Here is a 17,322-nt window from a genome sequence, read left to right on the forward strand (position 1 = left end):
CGCCGAACGCTCCCGGGCGGGCGGGGGCTTGTCAGTACTGGCGGGTGGGCAGCGCGGCCGCGGCCTGGTCCTGGGTGAAGACACCCTCCTCGGTCTTGATCCGCTTCGGCACCTGCTCGCCGGCCTTGACCTTCTTCACCAGGTCCATCAACTGGTCACCGAGGAGCGGGTTGCACTCCACGTCGACGTTGATCTTGCCCTGGCTCATCGCGGTGAAGGCGTCCTTGACCCCGTCGACCGAGATGATCCGGATGTCGGTGCCGGGCTTCTTGCCGGCCTCCTCGATCGCCTGGATCGCACCGAGGGCCATGTCGTCGTTGTGCGCGTACAGCACGTCGATCTTCGGCTGGGCCTTCAGGAAGGCCTGCATGACCTCCTTGCCCTTCGCCCGGGTGAAGTCACCGGTCTGCGAGGCCACCACCTTGAACTTGGCGTCCGCCTTGATCACGTCGCCGAAGCCCGCCTTGCGGTCGTTGGCCGGCGCCGAACCCGTGGTGCCCTGCAGTTCGACGATGTTCACCTCGTCGGGCTTGCCCTGGTACTCCTTCGTCAGCCACTCGCCGGCCTTCTTGCCCTCCTCGACGAAGTCCGAGCCGAGGAAGGAGACATAGAGCGAGTCGTCCTTGGAGTCCACCGCCCGGTCGGTGAGGATCACCGGGATCCTGGCGTCCTTCGCCTCCTTCAGCACGGTGTCCCAACCCGACTCCACCACCGGCGAGAAGGCGATCACGTCCACCTTCTGCTGGATGAACGAGCGGATCGCCTTGATCTGGTTCTCCTGCTTCTGCTGCGCGTCGGAGAACTTCAGCTCGATGCCGGCCTTCTTCGCGGAGTCCTGGACCGACTTGGTGTTCGCGGTGCGCCAGCCGCTCTCCGCGCCCACCTGCGAGAAGCCCACGACGAGCTTGTGGCCGGAACCCTTGTCGGCCGAGCCGCCGCCGGCGCCGGAACCGCACGCGGTGAGGACGGCGACCATCGCACCGGCGACCAGGGCCGCCGCAGCTCTCTTGGACATGGTGGGACTTCCTCTCGGGATCATCGATCGCGCGGACGGCACCGGTCACGTGAACCCGAGGTGTCGGCACCGTTTCGCTCGAAACAGATTGTTAACGCTCACAATCGGCAGCGGCAAGACCCTCGCGGCCCGTTACCCAATCTTGACCAGCGCCTTGGCTCCGCTCCGAGGGACCATCAACTCGACCGTACTGCAGGGAGTTGATTCGTCGCGGGCGGCAGAGTCCGACGGGAGCACCGGATCGCACCCGGCCGACGGCGGACGCGGGTGCGGCCGGGAACGGCACCCGTCGGGCCGTGCTCCCGCGGGGAGTGTGCGGGGGCCTCACCTGCCCGAAGTGCCGGTTGCCACCAGCCGTCGACGCGGGCGAACGGTCGGCTGGCACCCGCGGGTCGACGGGAGCGTCGACAGCGACCCCCGGGGACGCCCGCCCCGGTGCGCGCCGACCGTCGGCACCGAGGGGTGCCGGCCGGAGCGGAAGGGGCTGAAGTTCACTCGACCGTGGTGGAGCCCGGCGCGGGCCACGCGCTCCCGCGACCCCGACCGGGGGTCGGTCCTGTCCGCACGGTCTCCATCCGGCCACGCCGAGGCGCCGTCCGCGCCGTCCGCACCGTCCGCGGCGTCCGCACCGGCCTCGACCGCCGGACGGCACCCGACAGCGCGTGGGACCGGCGGGCCCCCGACGGCCCGGCACCGTCCGGACAAGCGCATCCGGCAGCCGCAGGCCCCGAGTCAGCCGCTGCGGGCGGGACCGGCGCTGCGGCGCAGGACCATCTCCGGGGAGATCTGGACGTGGTTGCGGACGTGAGCGACGCCGGCCAGCTCCTCCAGGAGGAGTTCGAGGGCGCGTCGGCCGAGTTCGCCGAAGTCCTGGCGGACGGTGGTGAGCGGCGGGGTGAAGTAGGCGGCCTCGGGGATGTCGTCGAAGCCGATCACGCTGATGTCGCCCGGCATGGCGCGGGCCGCCTCGTGCAGGGCGCGGACCAGGCCGAGGGCCATGTGGTCGTTGGCACAGAAGACGGCGGTGACCTCCGGGTCGTGCGCGATCCGACGGCCCGCGTCGTAGCCGGAGCGGGCGCTCCAGTCGCCGCTCTCGACCGGCGGCACCCGGGCGCCGCCGGCCTCCAGCGCCTCCCGCCAGCCGGTCTGGCGGTCGCGGGTCTCCATCCAGCCGGCCGGCCCCGCGAGGTGGTGCACCGTGCGGTGGCCGAGGTCGAGCAGGTGGCGGGTGGCGGCCTCGGCGCCGACCCGGTTGTCGAACGACACCATCGGCACCCGGGACTGGCTTCCGGAGCCGACCGCGACCACCGGCACCGAGCTGGACAGCCGGGCGAGGACGCCGACGGCGGAGATCTGCGGGGCGATCACCACGATGCCTTCCACACCCTGGTCGCGCAGCCGGTCCACGGCCTCCTGAACGGAGCGGCTGTCCAGGGAGCGCAGGCTGGCGACGCTGACGAAGTAGTCGGCGGTGCGGGCGGCGCGCTCGATGCCGTCGAGCATAGAGGCGGGCCCGTACAGCGTGGAGTCGAAGCTGACCACGCCCAGCGTCTTCGAACGGCGGGTGACCAGGGCGCGGGCGGCCGAGTTCGGCCGGTAGTCGAGTTCGCGGATCGCGGCGAGCACCCGCTCCCGGGTGCCGGGGCGTACGTGCGGGGCGCCGTTGAGCACCCGGGACACCGTCTGGTGGGAGACGCCGGCCAGCTTCGCGACATCCGCCATCACCGGCTGTCGCACCTCTGTGCCGACCGCTTCAGATCCCACGCGCAGTCCCCTCCGGTGCCCCGGTCCGACCGTCCGCCACGAGCCGTGCGGCGGCGCCACTGTCTCATGCCTACACCGTGCAGTGTAATGTTAGCGTTAACAGACGACGGAGGGCAGACGCCGGCCACCTCGCGCCACCCGAGGCGGGGGCCTGCGCCGGGAGCGCGACCGCGAGCGGGGCAGTCGAGGGCCGAAGGGCGCGGGGGCGCCGCCGCTGGCGACGCGATTCCCCTCGGCGGCGGTGACCGGTGATGCTGCTCCCGCAGCAGGAGTGGCTGCCGAGGGGGACCGACGGCGCGCCGGTACCGGACCCACGGGCTGTTCCACCGCCGGCCCTCCACCCGTTCGGGGCCGACGGGCGTGAGGCCGACGCCGGCGCGCTCCGGGTCCGCTCCCCGCCCACCCACGCCCCGCACGGACGAGCCGGCGACCTCGGCAGCCCACCGACCGCCCCGGGAGCGTCGCCGGTCGGCACGGCCGGGGTCAGCTCGCCCGCCCCGCAGGATCAACGGCCTTTCGCTGCCGGTCTCTTGACGCGGCCATTGCGAAGCTGGCTTGATTGGCGAGTGGGAGCGCTCCCATCATTGCTGCCCACCCCCTGCACCCTCCCCACCCGAGGAAGGCCCCACCCGTGCCTCCTGTCACCCCCGCCCGAGGCGTGTCGCGGCGCGCGGCCGCCGTACTCACCGGCCTCGCCCTGGCCGCCGGCGCCCTGACCGCCACCGGGCTCACCGCGCCCTCCGCCCACGCCACCGCGTCCCCCGGGGCCGGCCCTGCGGCCGCGGTGGCCGACTCCCCCGTCCGGGTCAACCAACTCGGCTACCTGCCCGACGGCCCCAAGCGGGCCACCGTCGTCAGCTCCGCCACCGCCCCCCTGGCCTGGCAGCTGCGCGCCGCCACCGGTGCGCAGGTCGCCTCCGGCACCACCACGGTGCTCGGCGCCGACCAGGCCTCCGGCCAGTCGACCCACCTGGTCGACTTCGGCGGCTACCCCGGTACCGGCACCGGCTACACCCTGGTGGTCGGCGGTCAGGCCAGCCACCCGTTCGACATCTCGGCCTCGCTCTACGACGGCCTGCGCGCCGACAGCATGTCGTTCTTCTACCAACAGCGCAGCGGCATCGCGATCGACGCGGCGCTGGCCGGCAGCGCGTACGCCCGCCCCGCCGGGCACCTGGGCGTGGCCCCGAACAAGGGGGACACGAGCGTGCCCTGCCAGACCGGCGTGTGCGACTACCGCCTGGACGTGCGCGGCGGCTGGTACGACGCCGGCGACCAGGGCAAGTACGTGGTCAACGGCGGCATCGCGACCTGGGAGCTCGTCAACTCCTTCGAGCGGGCCCGCCGGTCGAACGGCGACGCGGCACTCGGGGACTCCACGCTGCGCCTGCCCGAGCGCGGCAACGGGGTGCCGGACGTGCTCGACGAGGCCCGCTGGGAGCTGGAGTTCCTGCTGCGGATGCAGGTCCCCGCGGACCGGCCGATGGCCGGGATGGCCTTCCACAAGATGCACGACGCGCAGTGGACCGGCCTGCCGACCCGGCCCGACCTCGACGACCAGGAGCGCGAGCTGCACAGGCCGTCGACCGCCGCGACGCTCAACCTGGCGGCCACCGCCGCCCAGTGCGCCCGGGTGTACGCGCCGTACGACGGCGCCTTCGCCGCCCGCTGCCTGGACGCGGCCCGCCGCGCCTGGGCGGCTGCCGGGGCCAACCCGAACGTGCTCGCCCCGGCGACCGACAACACGGGGGGCGGCGCGTACGAGGACGCGGACGTCTCCGACGAGTTCTACTGGGCGGCGGCCGAACTCCTCGCCACCACCGGCGAGTCGCAGTACCGGGACGCGGTCACCTCCTCCCCGCACCACACCGGGCCGGTGGACGGCTTCTGGTGGGGCGGCACCGCCACGCTCGGCCGGATCACCCTGGCGACCGTCCCCGGCGTGGCCCTGCCCGCCGACGACGTCAACCGGTTGCGCTCCCTGCTGACCGCCGCCGCCGACACCCACCTGTCCACCATGGCCGGCCAGGGCTACGCGGTGCCGATCCCCGCCGACGCCTACGTCTGGGGCTCCAACAGCTCGGTCGCCAACGACGCGATGGTGATGGCCGTCGCGTACGAGCTGACCGGCCGGCAGGGCTACCGCGCCGGGGCGCTGGAGACGCTGGACTACCTGCTGGGCCGCAACGCCCTGGACCACTCCTACGTGTCCGGCTACGGCGAGCGCGCCTCCGAGAACCAGCACCACCGGTTCTGGGCGCACCAGAACGACGCGACGCTGCCGCACCCGCCGGCCGGCTCCTTCGCGGGCGGCCCGGACGCCGGGCTGGAGGACCCGATCGCCAAGTCCCGGCTGGCGGGCTGCGCGCCGGCGGCGTGCTACGTCGACGACATCGGCTCGTACTCCACCAACGAGGTGGCGATCAACTGGAACGCGTCGCTGGCGTGGCTGGCGGCCTTCGCCGCCGAGCGGCGCAGCACCCCTACGGCGCCCGCGGTGCAGGTGGTCCCGGCCGCGGTGACCGTTCCGGAGGGCGGCTCGGCGACGGTGGGCGTGCGGCTGTCGGCGGCGCCCGCGCAGACCGTCAGGCTGACGGTCTCCCGCTCCTCCGGTGACCAGGACCTGGCGGTGGCGTCCGGCGCCACGCTGGTCTTCACCCCGGCCGACTGGGCGACGGCCCAGCAGGTCTCGCTGACGGCGGCGCAGGACGCGGACGCGCTGGCGGGCGGCGCGGTCTTCCGGGTCGGTGGCACGGGGGTGACCGCGGCGACCTTCACGGCGACCGAGGCGGACGACGACACGGCCCCGCCTACGGCGTCCTGCTCGGTGGCGTACAGGGTGGACAGTTCCTGGGGCAACGGCTTCACCGCGACGGTCACCGTCCGGAACACCGGCACGTCGACGATCTCCGGCTGGACACTGGGGTGGGACTTCACGGGTGACCAGAGGATCACCACCGCGTGGAACGCCACCGTCAGCCAGTCGGGCGGCTCGGTGACCGCCCGGGACGCCGGCTGGAACGGCACCCTGGCACCCGGCGCCACCGCGGGTCTCGGCTTCCAGGCCGGCTACTCGGGCAGCAACGCCGCTCCGACCGGCTTCACCCTGAACGGCGCGGCCTGCGCCTGACCCCGCTGCGCCACGGCCGGTCGCCGCCGGCCCCGAGGTGGCGGACGCTTCGCACCCGCACGGGTCTCGAAGCGTCCGCCGCCTCGCGCCGTCCCGGCGACCGCGCGGCCGGAAGGCCTCGACGCCCACGTCCTGCCGGCCGGGCCCGCCCGCCGCGCCCGGGTCCGGGCAGCCGTGCGCGCCGGCACCGGAGCCGGGGAGCGGTTCCGGTGCCGGGGAGCGCTTCGGCTCGAGAGCGGCCGCGGGACCGCCCCGCACCGGTCCGCGGTCAGTAGCCGTAGATCATCTTGTAGGCGACCTCGGGCAGGAACTGTCCGGCGGTCGATCCCGTGCCGACACCGCAGTTGCCGTCCGACTCGCCGGGCACCTTGATCCACAGGAGCATCTCGGCGCCGCCGCCCCACCCGGTGGGGGTCCCGATCCGGCGTCCCGCCGGGTTGCACCACGCGCCGTCGGACCCGTTGCCGTTGCGGCTGGTGTCGACGACGAACGGCTTGGTGAAACCCTTCGTCGACTTCAGCGCCGCGTTGACCGCGTTGCCGTACGCCACGTTCTGGGCGGTGGTGAGGTAGTTCGAGACGTTCAGGGAGAAGCCGTGGGCTCCGGCCACCCCGGCCGCGGCCAGGTGTCGGGCCATGGTCTCGGCACTCAGCCAGGCGGGGTTGCCGGCGTCCAGGTAGAGGCGGGTGTTCGGCGCCTTGGCGTTGAACTGCGCGACGGCGCCGCTCAGCAGCACGTTGCGCTCGGAGATCTGGGCCTGGCTCATGCAGCTCTCGTCGCCGAGCGAGTCGGGTTCGAGGACGACCACCGCCGGCCGGGTGCCGATGCCGGCGGCGAAGGCGGCGATCCACGTCCGGTACTCGGCGGCGCTGCCCGCCCCGCCGCCGGACTGGCCCGCGCAGATGTCCCGGTCGGGGATGTCGTAGGCGACGAGGACGGGCAGTTTGCCGGCGGCGGCGGCCGCGCCGGTGTAGGCACCGGTGGCCGTTCCGACGGCGCCGCTCCAGTTGCCGAACCAGCGGGCCGACGGCACGTTGGCGATCGACGCCTGGATCGCGGCGGCGCGGCCGTCGCCCCGGTTGGCGTTGACCCAGCGCTGTGCGCTGGAGTCGGGGTCGGCGTAGAAGCCGCTGGTCGTGAGGGCGGGTCCGGCCGCGTGGGCGCTGCCGGGGTCGAGCGCGAGAAGGACGGTGGTCAGCGCGGGTGCCATGAGCAGGGACAGCCTGCGGCTCGATCGGCGCACGGTGGTTCCCCCGCTACGGGGTGGGGGTGGGTGGAAGGTCCTGGACGGTGACGGTCGGGTGGAGCCGGCGGGTGTGGTCGAGCGGGCGGACCGAGCCGGTCAGGCGCAGCGGCACGGTGAGGCGGGCGTCGGTGCTGGAGGCGGCGATCCGCAGTTCCAGCGCGCCGGGTTCGACGATCCGGTGGCCGTCGCGGCCGGTGAAGGAGGCCAGGTCGGCGGGGAGCGCCAGCACCACCCGGCAGCCGGCTCCCGCGTCGAGCGGGATCCGCCGGTAGCCGACCAACCGCTGCACGGGCTGCACCACCGAGGCCACCGGGTCGTGCAGGTAGAGCTGCACCACCTCGGTGCCCGCCCGGGCGCCGGCGTTGTGCAGCTCGAAGGCGAGCCGGAACTCGCCGTCGGTACCGGCCTCGGCCACCTCCACGGTGAGGCCGGCCCAGGTGAACTCGGTGTAGCCGAGACCGTGTCCGAAGCCGTAGGCGGGTGTCGGGTCGGTGCTGGAGACGTCGCCGGCCTGGGCCAGCCGGGCGGCCAGGTAGGTGGAGGGCTGGACGCCGGGGTGCGCGGGCACGGAGACCGGTAGCCGTCCGGTCGGCTCGACCCGCCCGCTGAGCACGCCCGCGAGGGCCCGGGTGCCCTCCTCGCCGGGGAAGAAGCACTGCACGACGGCCGCCGCCTCGGTGACCGCGCGCCCGAGCGCGTACGGCCGCCCGGCCAGCAGGGTGACCACCACCGGCGTGCCGGCGTCCAGTACTTCCTCCAGCAGCTTCCGCTGGCTGCCGGGCAGTTCGAGCGAGGCGGCGTCGCAGCCCTCGCCGCTGGTGCCGCGGCCGAAGAGCCCGGCCCGGTCCCCGAGGGCGAGCACCACCACGTCGGCCCGCCGGGCGGCCCGGACCGCCTCGGCGATGCCGCCGGTGTCCTCGCCGTCCACCGTCACCCCGCGCACCGTACGCAACTGGCTGCCGGCGAACTCCGCCTCCAACGCCTGCCGCAGGGTGGGGAGTTCGATGCCGGCCGGGGTCCGCGGGTGCTGCGCGCCGACGTGCACGGGGAAGGAGTAGCAGCCGAGCACGGCGGTGGGTTCGTCGGCGTTCGGCCCGATCAGCGCGATCCGGGCGGGGCCGCGCAGGGGCAGCAGGCCGTCGTTGCGCAGCAGTACCACGGCCTGCTCGGCGAGTTCGGCGGCGAGTGCGCGGTTGGCGGGCCGGTCGAGGTCGACCAGGCCGCGCAACGCCTCGGGATCGCCCGGGTCGGTGCCGGCGAGGGCGGCGGGCACCGGGTCCCAGTCGGCGTCCAGGAGGCCGAGCTGGGCCTTCTGCACCAGGACGCGGCGCAGCGCCCGGTCGATCAGCGCCTCCGGTACGGCTCCGGCCCCGACCGCGTCCAGCAGGGGCTGTCCGAAGGTCTGCACGGTCGGCAGTTCGACGTCCACTCCGCTGGCCAGGGCCAGTGCGGCGGCGTCGGACCAGTACTCGGCGACGCCGTGCAGCGTCTTGAGGAAGGCGATGCCGAAGTAGTCGGCGACGAGCGTGCCGGTGAAGCCCCAGGTGTCCCGGAGCAGTCCCGTGAGCAGGGCCTCGTCGGCGGCGGAGGGCAGGCCGTCGGTGTCCGTGTAGGCGTGCATGACCGAACGGGGACGGCCTTCGCGGACGGCCATCTCGAAGGGCGCCAGGATGACGTCGGCGCGCTCGCGGGGGCCCATCGAGACGGGGGCGAGGTTGCGTCCGGCACGGGAGGCGGAGTACCCGGCGCCGTCCACCGCCATCGCCTCGTACAGCTCGGGGCCGATGTCGCGCATCGCGCCGGTCAGCACCAGGGTGCAGACCGGCAGGCAGAAGGCGGCGGTCGGCAGGACGACACCGATCAGCCGGTCGTACAGGCCGGTCTTGCTGATCACGTACTGGACGCAGCTCGGCAACGCCCTGCCCGCTGCCCTGACGTCCCGCCAGGGGCTCGCCGCCCGTTCACCCGAACGGACACCCCGTGAACCGCTCACCCGGCCCTGCTCCGGCGTCGTCGGGCGCGGGCAGATGCCGGAGCGCTTCGAGCACGCGAACCACGAGGCCGGATCAACGGCCTGACCAGCGCGGGGTGGGACGCCGACAGGGGGGCGGCGAGCCCCGTCCGGCCCGCCGCCCCCGTTCACCGCTCCGCGGCTTCGCTACGCCACGGAGAAGCGGTACACCGTCGTCGAGCGGAACTCCTCTCCCGGGCGCAGGGCGGTGGAGGGGTACTCGGGACGGTTGGGCGAGTCCGGGAAGTGCTGCGTCTCCAGTGCGATGCCCGCGTACGCCCGGTACGGACGGCCGGAGCGGCCGGTCAGCGACCCGTCGAAGTGGTTGCCGGTGTAGACCTGGAGGCCCGGCTCCGTCGTCAGGCATTCGACCTGCCGGCCGCTGGCCGGGTGGCTCAGCACCGCGACCCGGCGCAAGCCCGTCCCGTCGAGCACCCAGGTGTGGTCGAAGCCCGTACCGGCCGCGCGGACCTGGGGGTCCTCGACCGCGACGCGCTCGCCGATCACCGCCGCCTCGCGCAGGTCGAAGGGCGTGCCGGCGACGGACTCGACCGGGCCGAGCGGGATCAGACCCTCGTCCACTGGCAGGTAGCCGGCGGCGTCCACCCGGAGCAGGTGGTCGAGCACCGTCCCGCTGCCCTCGCCCGCCAGGTTGAAGTACGCGTGGTTGGTGAGGTTGACGACGGTCGGGGCGTCCGCGCGCGCCCGGTAGCCGATCCGGAGCTGCCCGGCCGGGTCGAGCAGGTACGTCACCTCCGCGCGGAGCTCCCCCGGGAACCCCTGGTCGCCGTCCGGGCTCCGCAGGCGCAGGCGTACCCCGGCCCGCCGGCCCTCCCGGACCGGCACGCCGTCCCAAAGCCGGGTGGCGAACCCGTCCGGACCGCCGTGCAGGGTGTGGCCGCCCGGCTGGGCCCGCAGCCGGTGGGTCGTACCGTCCACCGGCACCGTGCCGCCCGCGATCCGGTTGGCGTAGCGGCCGACCGTCGCCCCGAGGTAGGCCGCTTCACCGAGCAGGTCCCCGACGCCGTCGCACCCGAGGACGACGTTCGCCCGCCGCCCGTCCCGGTCCGGCACGTCCAGGGCCTGGAGGCGGGCGCCGAGGCTGAGCACCTCCGCGGTGGCCCCCGCCGGGGACCCGATGGTCCAGCGGATGACGCGTCGCCCGTCCGGCAGGATCGCGGCGACCTCCTGGGACACCGTCAACTCGCTGCGGGAGACGAGTGCTTCTCTCGGCACGGGATTGCTCCGTTCCATGCGGCTGGGTGGGTGGCGGCCGGACGCCGGACGCACCGGACCGGCGTTCGGCGGCTCGGGACGGACGGGGTCGGGACAGACGGGGTCGGGAGGGACGGGGTCAGAAGCCCTGGGCCAGGCGGTGATAGGCCTGGTTCCAGCGCAGTTCCTTGGTGAACCGGCGGATGTTCGTGTCGTCGTCGATGACCAGGAGTTCCACGCCGAGCATCTCGGCGAGGTCGTCGAGTTCCTCCGTGCCCAGCGCGCTGGAGAGCACGGTGTGGTGGGGGGCGCCGGCGGTCAGCCAGGCCTCGGTGGAGGTTCGCAGGTCAGGGCGCGGCTTCCAGACCGCGCGGGCGACGGGCAGGTTGGGCAGTGGCGCGGGCGGCTCGACCACGTCTATCTCGTTGGCGACCAGCCTGAAGCGGTCGCCCAGGTCGGCGAGACCGACCACCACCGCGGGACCGGGCTCGGCGTCGAAGACCAACCGGACCGGGTCCTCCCGGCCGCCGATGCCCAGGGGGTGGACCTCGCAGGAAGGCCTGGCGGCAGCGATCGACGGGCACACCTCCAGCATGTGCGCGCCCAGGATCAACTCCCGCCCCGGCTCCAGGTGGTAGGTGTAGTCCTCCATGAACGACGTGCCACCGGGCAGGCCCGCACCGACCACCTTGAGCGTGCGCAGCAGGGTGGAGGTCTTCCAGTCGCCCTCGCCGCCGAAGCCGTAGCCGTCGGCCATCAGCCGCTGGACGGCGAGGCCGGGAAGCTGGCGCAGTGCGCCGAGGTCTTCGAAGTTGGTGGTGAAGGCGTGGAAGCCGCCCTGTTCGAGGAAGTGGCGCAGGCCGGCCTCGATCCGGGCGGCGTAGCGCAGGGCCGCGTGCTCCTCGCCGTCGGCGCGCAGTTCGGGGGCGAGGTGGTAGCTGTCCTGGTACTCCTCGACGAGCCGGGTGACGGTGCTGTCGTCCACGGCGTCGACGGCGGTGACGAGGTCGTTGACGCCGTAGGTGTTGACCGAGACGCCGAACCGCAGTTGGGCTTCGACCTTGTCGCCTTCGGTGACGGCGACGTCGCGCATGTTGTCGCCGAAGCGGGCGAGCCTGAGGGTGCTCAGTTCGGCGCGGCCGGCACCGGCCCGGGCCCAGGCGGCGATCCTGGCGGCGACGGCCGGGTCGCTGACGTGTCCGGCGACGGTCTTGCGGGGGACGCCGAGGCGGGTCTGGACGTGGCCGAACTCGCGGTCGCCGTGGGCGGCCTGGTTCAGGTTCATGAAGTCCATGTCGATGCTCTGCCAGGGCAGTTCGACGTTGGCCTGGGTGTGCAGGTGGAGCAGCGGCTTGCGCAGGGCGTCCAGGCCGGCGATCCACATCTTCGCCGGGGAGAAGGTGTGCATCCAGGCGATCAGGCCGATGCAGTCGTCCGTGGCGTTCGCGTCCAGGCAGATCCGCCGGATCGCGTCGGCGCCGGTGAGGACCGGCTTCCAGACGATCCGCACCGGGACGGCGGCGTCGCCGTCCAGGATGTCGGCGATCCGCCGGGACTGCTCCGCGACCTGGCGCAGCGTCTCCTCACCGTAGAGTGCCTGGCTGCCGGTCAGGAACCAGACCTCGCGGCCTGCGAATGCTTCGGTCATCGGGGTTCGGCTCCTCGGTGGCCGGCGGGCTGCTGGCCGTAGACGTTCTGGTAGCGGTGGTTGAGGCGGTCGATGTCGGCCTGGGCGATCGGCGCCGGTTCACCGAGCTGGCGCGAGAGGTGCACGGTCCGCGCCACGTCCTCGCACATCACGGCGGCCTTCACCGCCGCCTTCGCGTCCTTGCCGATCGTGAACACACCGTGGCTCTTCATCAGCACGGCGGGCGAGCGGTGGCCCTCCAGGGTCTCCACGATGCCCCGGCCGATCGAGTCGTCCCCGATCAGGGCGAACGGACCGACCGGGATCTCCGCACCGAACTCGTCCGCCATCGCGGTCAGCACGCACGGCACCGCCTCACCCCGGGCCGCCCAGGCACAGGCATAGGTGGAATGGGTGTGCACCACTCCCCCGACCTCGGGCATGTGCCGGTACACGTAGGCGTGCGCCGCCGTGTCGGAGGACGGCGCGTACCCGCCCTCGACGACGTTCCCGTCCAGGTCGCAGACGATCATGTTCTGAGGCGTCAGCTCGTCGTAGGAGACCCCGCTCGGCTTGATGACCAGCAGCTCCTCACCCGGGACCCGGGCCGAGACGTTGCCGGCGGTCCAGACCACCAGGTTGTACCGGACCAGCTCCTGGTGGAGGTCGCTGACCTGGCGGCGGATGAGGTCGATGGACGTTTTCACGGGGCCTCGCTCGGTGTGGTCAGGGCGGCGTTGCGGATGTCGCGCAGGCGGTGCAGGAGCTTGTCGGGCCCGGTGCCGAAGTGGTCGTGCAGGGCGCGGTACTCGGCGAAGAGCAGGTCGTAGACGTCGGCGGCGGCCCGGTCGGGCTGGTACGCCCCGCGCCGTACCCGGCCCATCGCGGCGGCCGCGGCCCGTACGTCGGGGTAGGCCCCGGCGGCGACGGCGGCGTGGATCGCGGAGCCGAGCGCCGGGCCCTGCTCCGACGCGGCGACGGAGACAGGCCGGCGCAGGACGTCCGCGTAGATCCGCATCAGCAGGTCGTTCTTCTTGAGACCGCCCGTGACGATGAACTCGGTGACGGGGACGCCGCCCTGTTCCAGGGCCTCGACGATGACGCGGGTGCCGTAGGCGGTGGCCTCCAGCAGGGCGCGGTAGACCTCCTCGGGCCGGGTGGCCAGGGTGAGGCCGACGATCACCCCCGAGAGGTGGTGGTCGACCAGCGTCGAGCGGTTGCCGTTCATCCAGTCGAGCGCGACCAGGCCGTGGCCGCCGACCGGCTGGTCCGCGATCTTCCGGGTGAGCAGCTGGTGGAGGTCCTCGCCGTTCTCCTCGGCCTCGGCGAGGTAGTCGGCGGGAACGCCCTGGCGCAGCCACCAGGCGAAGATGTCGCCCACCGCGCTCTGGCCGGCCTCGTAGCCGTACGCGCCCTCGACGATGCCGCCCTCGACCACGCCGCAGATCCCGGGGACGTCCGCGAGGGCGGCGCCGTTGATCACGTGACAGGTGGACGTGCCCATGATGGCAAGGAGCTGGCCGTTCTCGACCGCCTGCGCGGCGGGGGCGGCGACGTGCGCGTCGACGTTGCCCGCGGCGACCGCGATGCCTGCGGGCAGGCCGGTCCACTCCGCCGCCCGCGCGGTGAGCGAGCCGACCCGGGAGCCGAGCGGGGCGAGCGGGTGCTCCAGCCGGGTGCGGGCGAAGTCGGCGAAGTCGGGGTGCAGGGCGGCGAGGTAGTCCTCGCCCGGGTAGCCGCCGTCCTGATGGATGCCCTTGTAGCCGGCGGTGCAGGCGTTGCGGCTCTCGGCGCCGGTGAGCTGCCAGACGATCCAGTCGGCGGCCTCGATCCAGCGCGCGCACGCGTCGTACACGGCCTGGTCCTCCTCAAGGACCTGGAGGGCCTTGGCGTACTGCCACTCCGCGGAGATCTTCCCGCCGTAGCGGAGGATCCACTTCTCGCCCCGGGCGTGGGCCAGCGCGTTGATCCGGTCGGCCTGGCCCTGGGCGGCGTGGTGCTTCCACAGCTTGGGCCAGGCGTGCGGGCGGCCGGACCAGTGCCCGGTCTCGGCGAGCGGGGTGCCGTCGGCGAGCACCGGGAGGACCGTGCAGGCGGTGAAGTCGGTGGCGATGCCGATCACCGCGGCCGGGTCGACGCCGGCGGCGGCGACGGCCGCGGGGACGGCGGTGCGCAGCACCTCGCGCCAGTCCTCGGGGTGCTGGAGCGCCCAGTCGGGCGGCAGGCGGCGGCCGGTGCCGGGCAGGCGGTCCTCGATGACGGCGTGGGGGTAGTCGTGGACGGCGGTGCCCAGTTCCTCACCGTCGCGCACGCGGACCACCACGGCGCGGCCGGAGAGCGTTCCGAAGTCGACGCCTACGACGTATCTCTCCGAGTCCTGGGCGGCAGGAGTCACGGTCACTTCCTCATCCTTCGTACGACCGGTGTTGTCACCTGTCGCCGGCGCGGCCCAAATCCGGGGCAGGGCAGGGCGCGCCGACGACAGGATCCGTTCCGCTGCCTCTCCCTCAGGAGGACGGAACGAGTGGCCGCCGGCGGCGCGGGGAAGCGGGGCTTTCAGCGCCTCGCCGGCGGAGTGGGAAGGGCGCTGTTGTTCACGCTCACAGGAATTGTTAGCGCTCACAATCCTGGTGTCAAGGGAAAGTTCACGGCATCGCACCGGCACACCGGGCGGTCAGGGGCTCGCGGACCCCCGTCGCTTCAACGCCGGGCGACCGGGCGCACGCTGCGGCGCAGCACCATCTCCGGAGAGATCTTCACCTGGGCCCGCGCGGGCGTGACGCCCTCCAGCTCTCCGACGAGCAGCTCCAGGGCTCTGCGGCCGAGTTCGCCGAAGTCCTGCCGCACGGTGGTCAGCGGCGGGATGAAGTAGGCGGCCTCCGGGATGTCGTCGAAGCCGACCACGCTGATGTCGTCCGGCACCGACCTCCCGGCCTCGTGCAGGGCGCGCAGCAGGCCGAGGGCCATGTGGTCGTTGGCGCAGAAGACGGCGGTGACATCCGCCAGTTCCGCGATCCGCAGGCCGGCCTGGTAGCCGGAGCGGGCGCTCCAGTCGCCGCGTTCGACGGCCGGCACCGGGGCTCCGGCCGCCTGCAGCGCACCGCGCCAGCCCTCCTCGCGGTCCTGGCTCTCCAGCCAGTTCGCCGGCCCTGCCACGTGGTGCACCGTGCGGTGGCCCAGGTCGAGCAGGTACCCGGTGACCTCCCCGGCACCGGCGCGGTTGCCCACCGACACCATGGGCACCCGGGTCTGGTTGCCCGAGCCGACCGCGACGACCGGCACCGAGCTGGAGAGCCGGGCCACCGCGCTGACGCCGGAGGTCTGCGGTGCGATCACCAGGACGCCCTCCACGCCCTGGTCGCGCAGCCGGTCCACGGCCTCCTGGACCGAACGGCCGTCCAGGGATCGCAGACTGGACACGCTCACGAAGTACCCGGCACTGCGCGCGGCCCGCTCGATGCCGTCCAGCATCGAGGCCGGACCGTAGAGGGTCGAGTCGAAGCTGACCACGCCGAGGGTCTGCGAGCGGCGGGTCACCAGCGCCCGGGCGGCCGAGTTGGGCCGGTAGTCCAGCTCCCGGATGGCGGCCAGCACGCGCTCGCGGGTGTCCGGCCGGACGTGCGGGGCACCGTTGAGCACCCGGGACACCGTCTGGTGGGACACGCCTGCCAGTTTCGCCACATCCGCCATCACGGGCTGGCGCTGTTCCGTCCCGGTGCTGTCGGTTCCCACTCGCAGTCCCCTTCTTCGGCTGCGCACCACAGTACGCGACCGGGCCCCCACCGATGCGTCACCTCCGGGCCGGCGGAGGCGCTCCTCCCCACCGGGCGTCCGGGCGCCGGACCGACAGGCCGCCGGACCCGCTGACCGCCGCCCCGGCCGCGCGGCGGTGGAACGTGAACCAACCGACGGCCGTCGGCAACGGCCCGCGGCCCCGGCTCCACGCCCGGCGAGGAGGTTGTCCCGCCCCGGGGATCCAACGATGCACCGGCAACCCTTGACTCCGCCGATGTGAGCGTTAACACTCATGTCACGCCAGGCCACGGCGACCGTAACCCCGGTGCCCCACGGCACGAGGGCCCCGTCCCCGGCCGGCCCCGCCCGACCGCTCCCAGTCGCCCGCCCATGGTCGCTCTGTGCCGGTCGCGGAACCATCACTGGAGGAACTGTGCGGAAGATTTCGGCGAGCCTCGTCGCCGCAGGCCTGATCCTGTCGTTGGCGGCCTGCGGCCAGAGCGCCAACGGCGCCGGCGACGGTCCGGCCAAGGGGGACGCGAAGGGCGGCCTCATCGGCATCGCCATGCCGACCAAGTCGTCGGAGCGCTGGATCGCCGACGGCACCAACATGGTCAAGGAGTTCCAGGCCAAGGGCTACAAGACCGACCTGCAGTACGGGGACAACGTGGTGGAGAACCAGGTCTCCCAGGTGGAGAACATGATCACCAAGGGTGCCAGACTGCTGGTGATCGCCGCCATCGACGGATCCTCGCTCACCAACGTGCTGCAGAAGGCCGCCGACGCGCACATCCCGGTCATCTCCTACGACCGGCTGATCCGCGGCACCGGTAACGTCGACTACTACGCCACCTTCGACAACTACAAGGTGGGCGTGCTCCAGGGCGGCTACATCGTCGACAAGCTCGGACTCAAGGACGGCAAGGGCCCGTTCAACGTCGAGCTGTTCGCGGGCTCGCCGGACGACAACAACGCCAACTTCTTCTTCAACGGCGCGATGAGCGTCCTCAAGCCGTACATCGACGACAAGAAGCTCGTGGTCCAGAGCGGCCAGACCGCCTTCAACCAGGTCGCCACCCTGCGCTGGGACGGCGGTCTCGCCCAGTCCCGGATGGACAACCTGCTGAGCAAGTCGTACACCGCCGCCCGCGTCGACGCCGTGCTCTCGCCGTACGACGGCATCTCGATCGGCATCCTCTCCTCCCTCAAGGGTGTCGGCTACGGCGCCGGGAAGTCGCTGCCGGTCGTCACGGGTCAGGACGCGGAACTGGCGTCGGTGAAGTCGATCATCGCGGGCGAGCAGACCCAGACGGTCTACAAGGACACCCGCCAACTCGCCAAGGCGGCCGTCCAGATGGGCGACGCGCTGCTGACCGGCGGCAAGCCCGAGGTCAACGACACCAGCCAGTACGACAACGGCGTCAAGACCGTCCCGGCGCAGCTCCTCCAGCCGGTCAGCGTCGACAAGGACAACTACCGGAAGGTCCTGGTGGACAGCGGCCAGTACACCGCAGACCAGCTCAAGTAACCCCGAGGCCCGGCTGACGGGCCAGGCGTCGACACGGTGGTGCGAGGTGCG

Annotated in this window: 12 protein-coding genes; 3 read left to right on the plus strand and 9 right to left on the minus strand. The window is 73.1% G+C overall.

Features of this window, described 5'->3' with window-relative positions:
* Positions 1 to 31: 31 nt before the first annotated feature.
* Entirely contained in the window at positions 32 to 1,015 is a 984-nt protein-coding gene (locus OG618_RS00860; protein ID WP_329485135.1) for an ABC transporter substrate-binding protein, read from the minus strand.
* A 732-nt stretch (positions 1,016 to 1,747) separates the two neighbouring features.
* Positions 1,748 to 2,737 carry a LacI family DNA-binding transcriptional regulator gene (locus tag OG618_RS00865; protein ID WP_329485136.1) on the minus strand — a complete coding sequence of 330 codons (990 nt, stop codon included), beginning with the start codon at positions 2,735 to 2,737 and terminating at the stop codon, positions 1,748 to 1,750.
* Between the two features lie 673 nt (positions 2,738 to 3,410).
* Here OG618_RS00865 and OG618_RS00870 point away from each other — a divergent pair.
* On the plus strand, positions 3,411 to 5,909 hold the full coding sequence (locus tag OG618_RS00870) for a glycoside hydrolase family 9 protein (protein ID WP_329485137.1): 2,499 nt from the start codon (positions 3,411 to 3,413) through the stop codon (positions 5,907 to 5,909).
* A gap of 268 nt (positions 5,910 to 6,177) precedes the next feature.
* On the opposite strand, the gene OG618_RS00875 is transcribed toward OG618_RS00870, so the two are convergent.
* Both OG618_RS00875 and OG618_RS00880 read right to left on the minus strand, forming a co-directional pair.
* Complete coding sequence (locus OG618_RS00875) at positions 6,178 to 7,119, minus strand: glycoside hydrolase family 6 protein (protein ID WP_329491971.1); 942 nt, start codon at positions 7,117 to 7,119, stop codon at positions 6,178 to 6,180.
* 46 nt (positions 7,120 to 7,165) lie between these two features.
* On the minus strand, positions 7,166 to 9,049 hold the full coding sequence (locus OG618_RS00880; RefSeq protein ID WP_329485138.1) for a glycoside hydrolase family 3 C-terminal domain-containing protein: 1,884 nt from the start codon (positions 9,047 to 9,049) through the stop codon (positions 7,166 to 7,168).
* On the opposite strand from OG618_RS00880, the gene OG618_RS00885 reads away from it, so the two are divergent.
* Complete coding sequence (locus OG618_RS00885; protein WP_329485139.1) at positions 9,039 to 9,233, plus strand: hypothetical protein; 195 nt, start codon at positions 9,039 to 9,041, stop codon at positions 9,231 to 9,233. The two genes, OG618_RS00880 and OG618_RS00885, sit on opposite strands and share 11 nt — an antisense overlap.
* 80 nt (positions 9,234 to 9,313) lie before the next feature.
* Here OG618_RS00885 and OG618_RS00890 read toward each other — a convergent pair whose 3' ends face one another.
* From OG618_RS00890 to OG618_RS00910, 5 genes are all read right to left on the minus strand, one after another.
* A complete protein-coding gene (locus OG618_RS00890; RefSeq protein ID WP_329485140.1) occupies positions 9,314 to 10,402 on the minus strand; it encodes an aldose epimerase family protein in 1,089 nt (362 codons plus the stop codon).
* A gap of 118 nt (positions 10,403 to 10,520) precedes the next feature.
* Positions 10,521 to 12,029, minus strand: coding sequence for an L-arabinose isomerase (gene araA, locus OG618_RS00895; protein WP_329485141.1), 1,509 nt, complete (start codon positions 12,027 to 12,029; stop codon positions 10,521 to 10,523).
* Positions 12,026 to 12,715, minus strand: coding sequence for an L-ribulose-5-phosphate 4-epimerase (locus OG618_RS00900; protein WP_329485142.1), 690 nt, complete (start codon positions 12,713 to 12,715; stop codon positions 12,026 to 12,028). Before OG618_RS00900 ends, araA begins: the two co-directional genes overlap by 4 nt.
* Positions 12,712 to 14,409: a ribulokinase gene (locus OG618_RS00905; protein WP_329485143.1), complete on the minus strand. Its 1,698-nt coding sequence runs from the start codon at positions 14,407 to 14,409 to the stop codon at positions 12,712 to 12,714. Before OG618_RS00905 ends, OG618_RS00900 begins: the two co-directional genes overlap by 4 nt.
* A 299-nt stretch (positions 14,410 to 14,708) precedes the next feature.
* Positions 14,709 to 15,698, minus strand: a complete 990-nt coding sequence (locus tag OG618_RS00910) for a LacI family DNA-binding transcriptional regulator (protein ID WP_329491972.1) — start codon at positions 15,696 to 15,698, stop codon at positions 14,709 to 14,711.
* Between the two features lie 478 nt (positions 15,699 to 16,176).
* Between OG618_RS00910 and chvE the strand changes: the two genes are divergently transcribed.
* A complete protein-coding gene (gene chvE, locus OG618_RS00915) occupies positions 16,177 to 17,271 on the plus strand; it encodes a multiple monosaccharide ABC transporter substrate-binding protein (protein WP_329485144.1) in 1,095 nt (364 codons plus the stop codon).
* The last annotated feature ends 51 nt before the right edge of the window (positions 17,272 to 17,322 follow it).

The organism is Kitasatospora sp. NBC_01246 (genome assembly GCF_036226505.1).
In the GTDB taxonomy this organism is placed as follows: domain Bacteria; phylum Actinomycetota; class Actinomycetes; order Streptomycetales; family Streptomycetaceae; genus Kitasatospora.

What these genes read in the sequence shown, in the direction of transcription:
- OG618_RS00865 (WP_329485136.1), bottom strand. Translation starts at nt 2,737, where the DNA reads ATGGCGGATGTCGCGAAGCTGGCCGGCGTCTCCCACCAGACGGTGTCC.
- OG618_RS00910 (WP_329491972.1), bottom strand. Translation starts at nt 15,698, where the DNA reads ATGGCGGATGTGGCGAAACTGGCAGGCGTGTCCCACCAGACGGTGTCC.
- OG618_RS00860 (WP_329485135.1), bottom strand. Translation starts at nt 1,015, where the DNA reads ATGTCCAAGAGAGCTGCGGCGGCCCTGGTCGCCGGTGCGATGGTCGCC.
- araA (WP_329485141.1), bottom strand. Translation starts at nt 12,029, where the DNA reads ATGACCGAAGCATTCGCAGGCCGCGAGGTCTGGTTCCTGACCGGCAGC.
- OG618_RS00875 (WP_329491971.1), bottom strand. Translation starts at nt 7,119, where the DNA reads ATGGCACCCGCGCTGACCACCGTCCTTCTCGCGCTCGACCCCGGCAGC.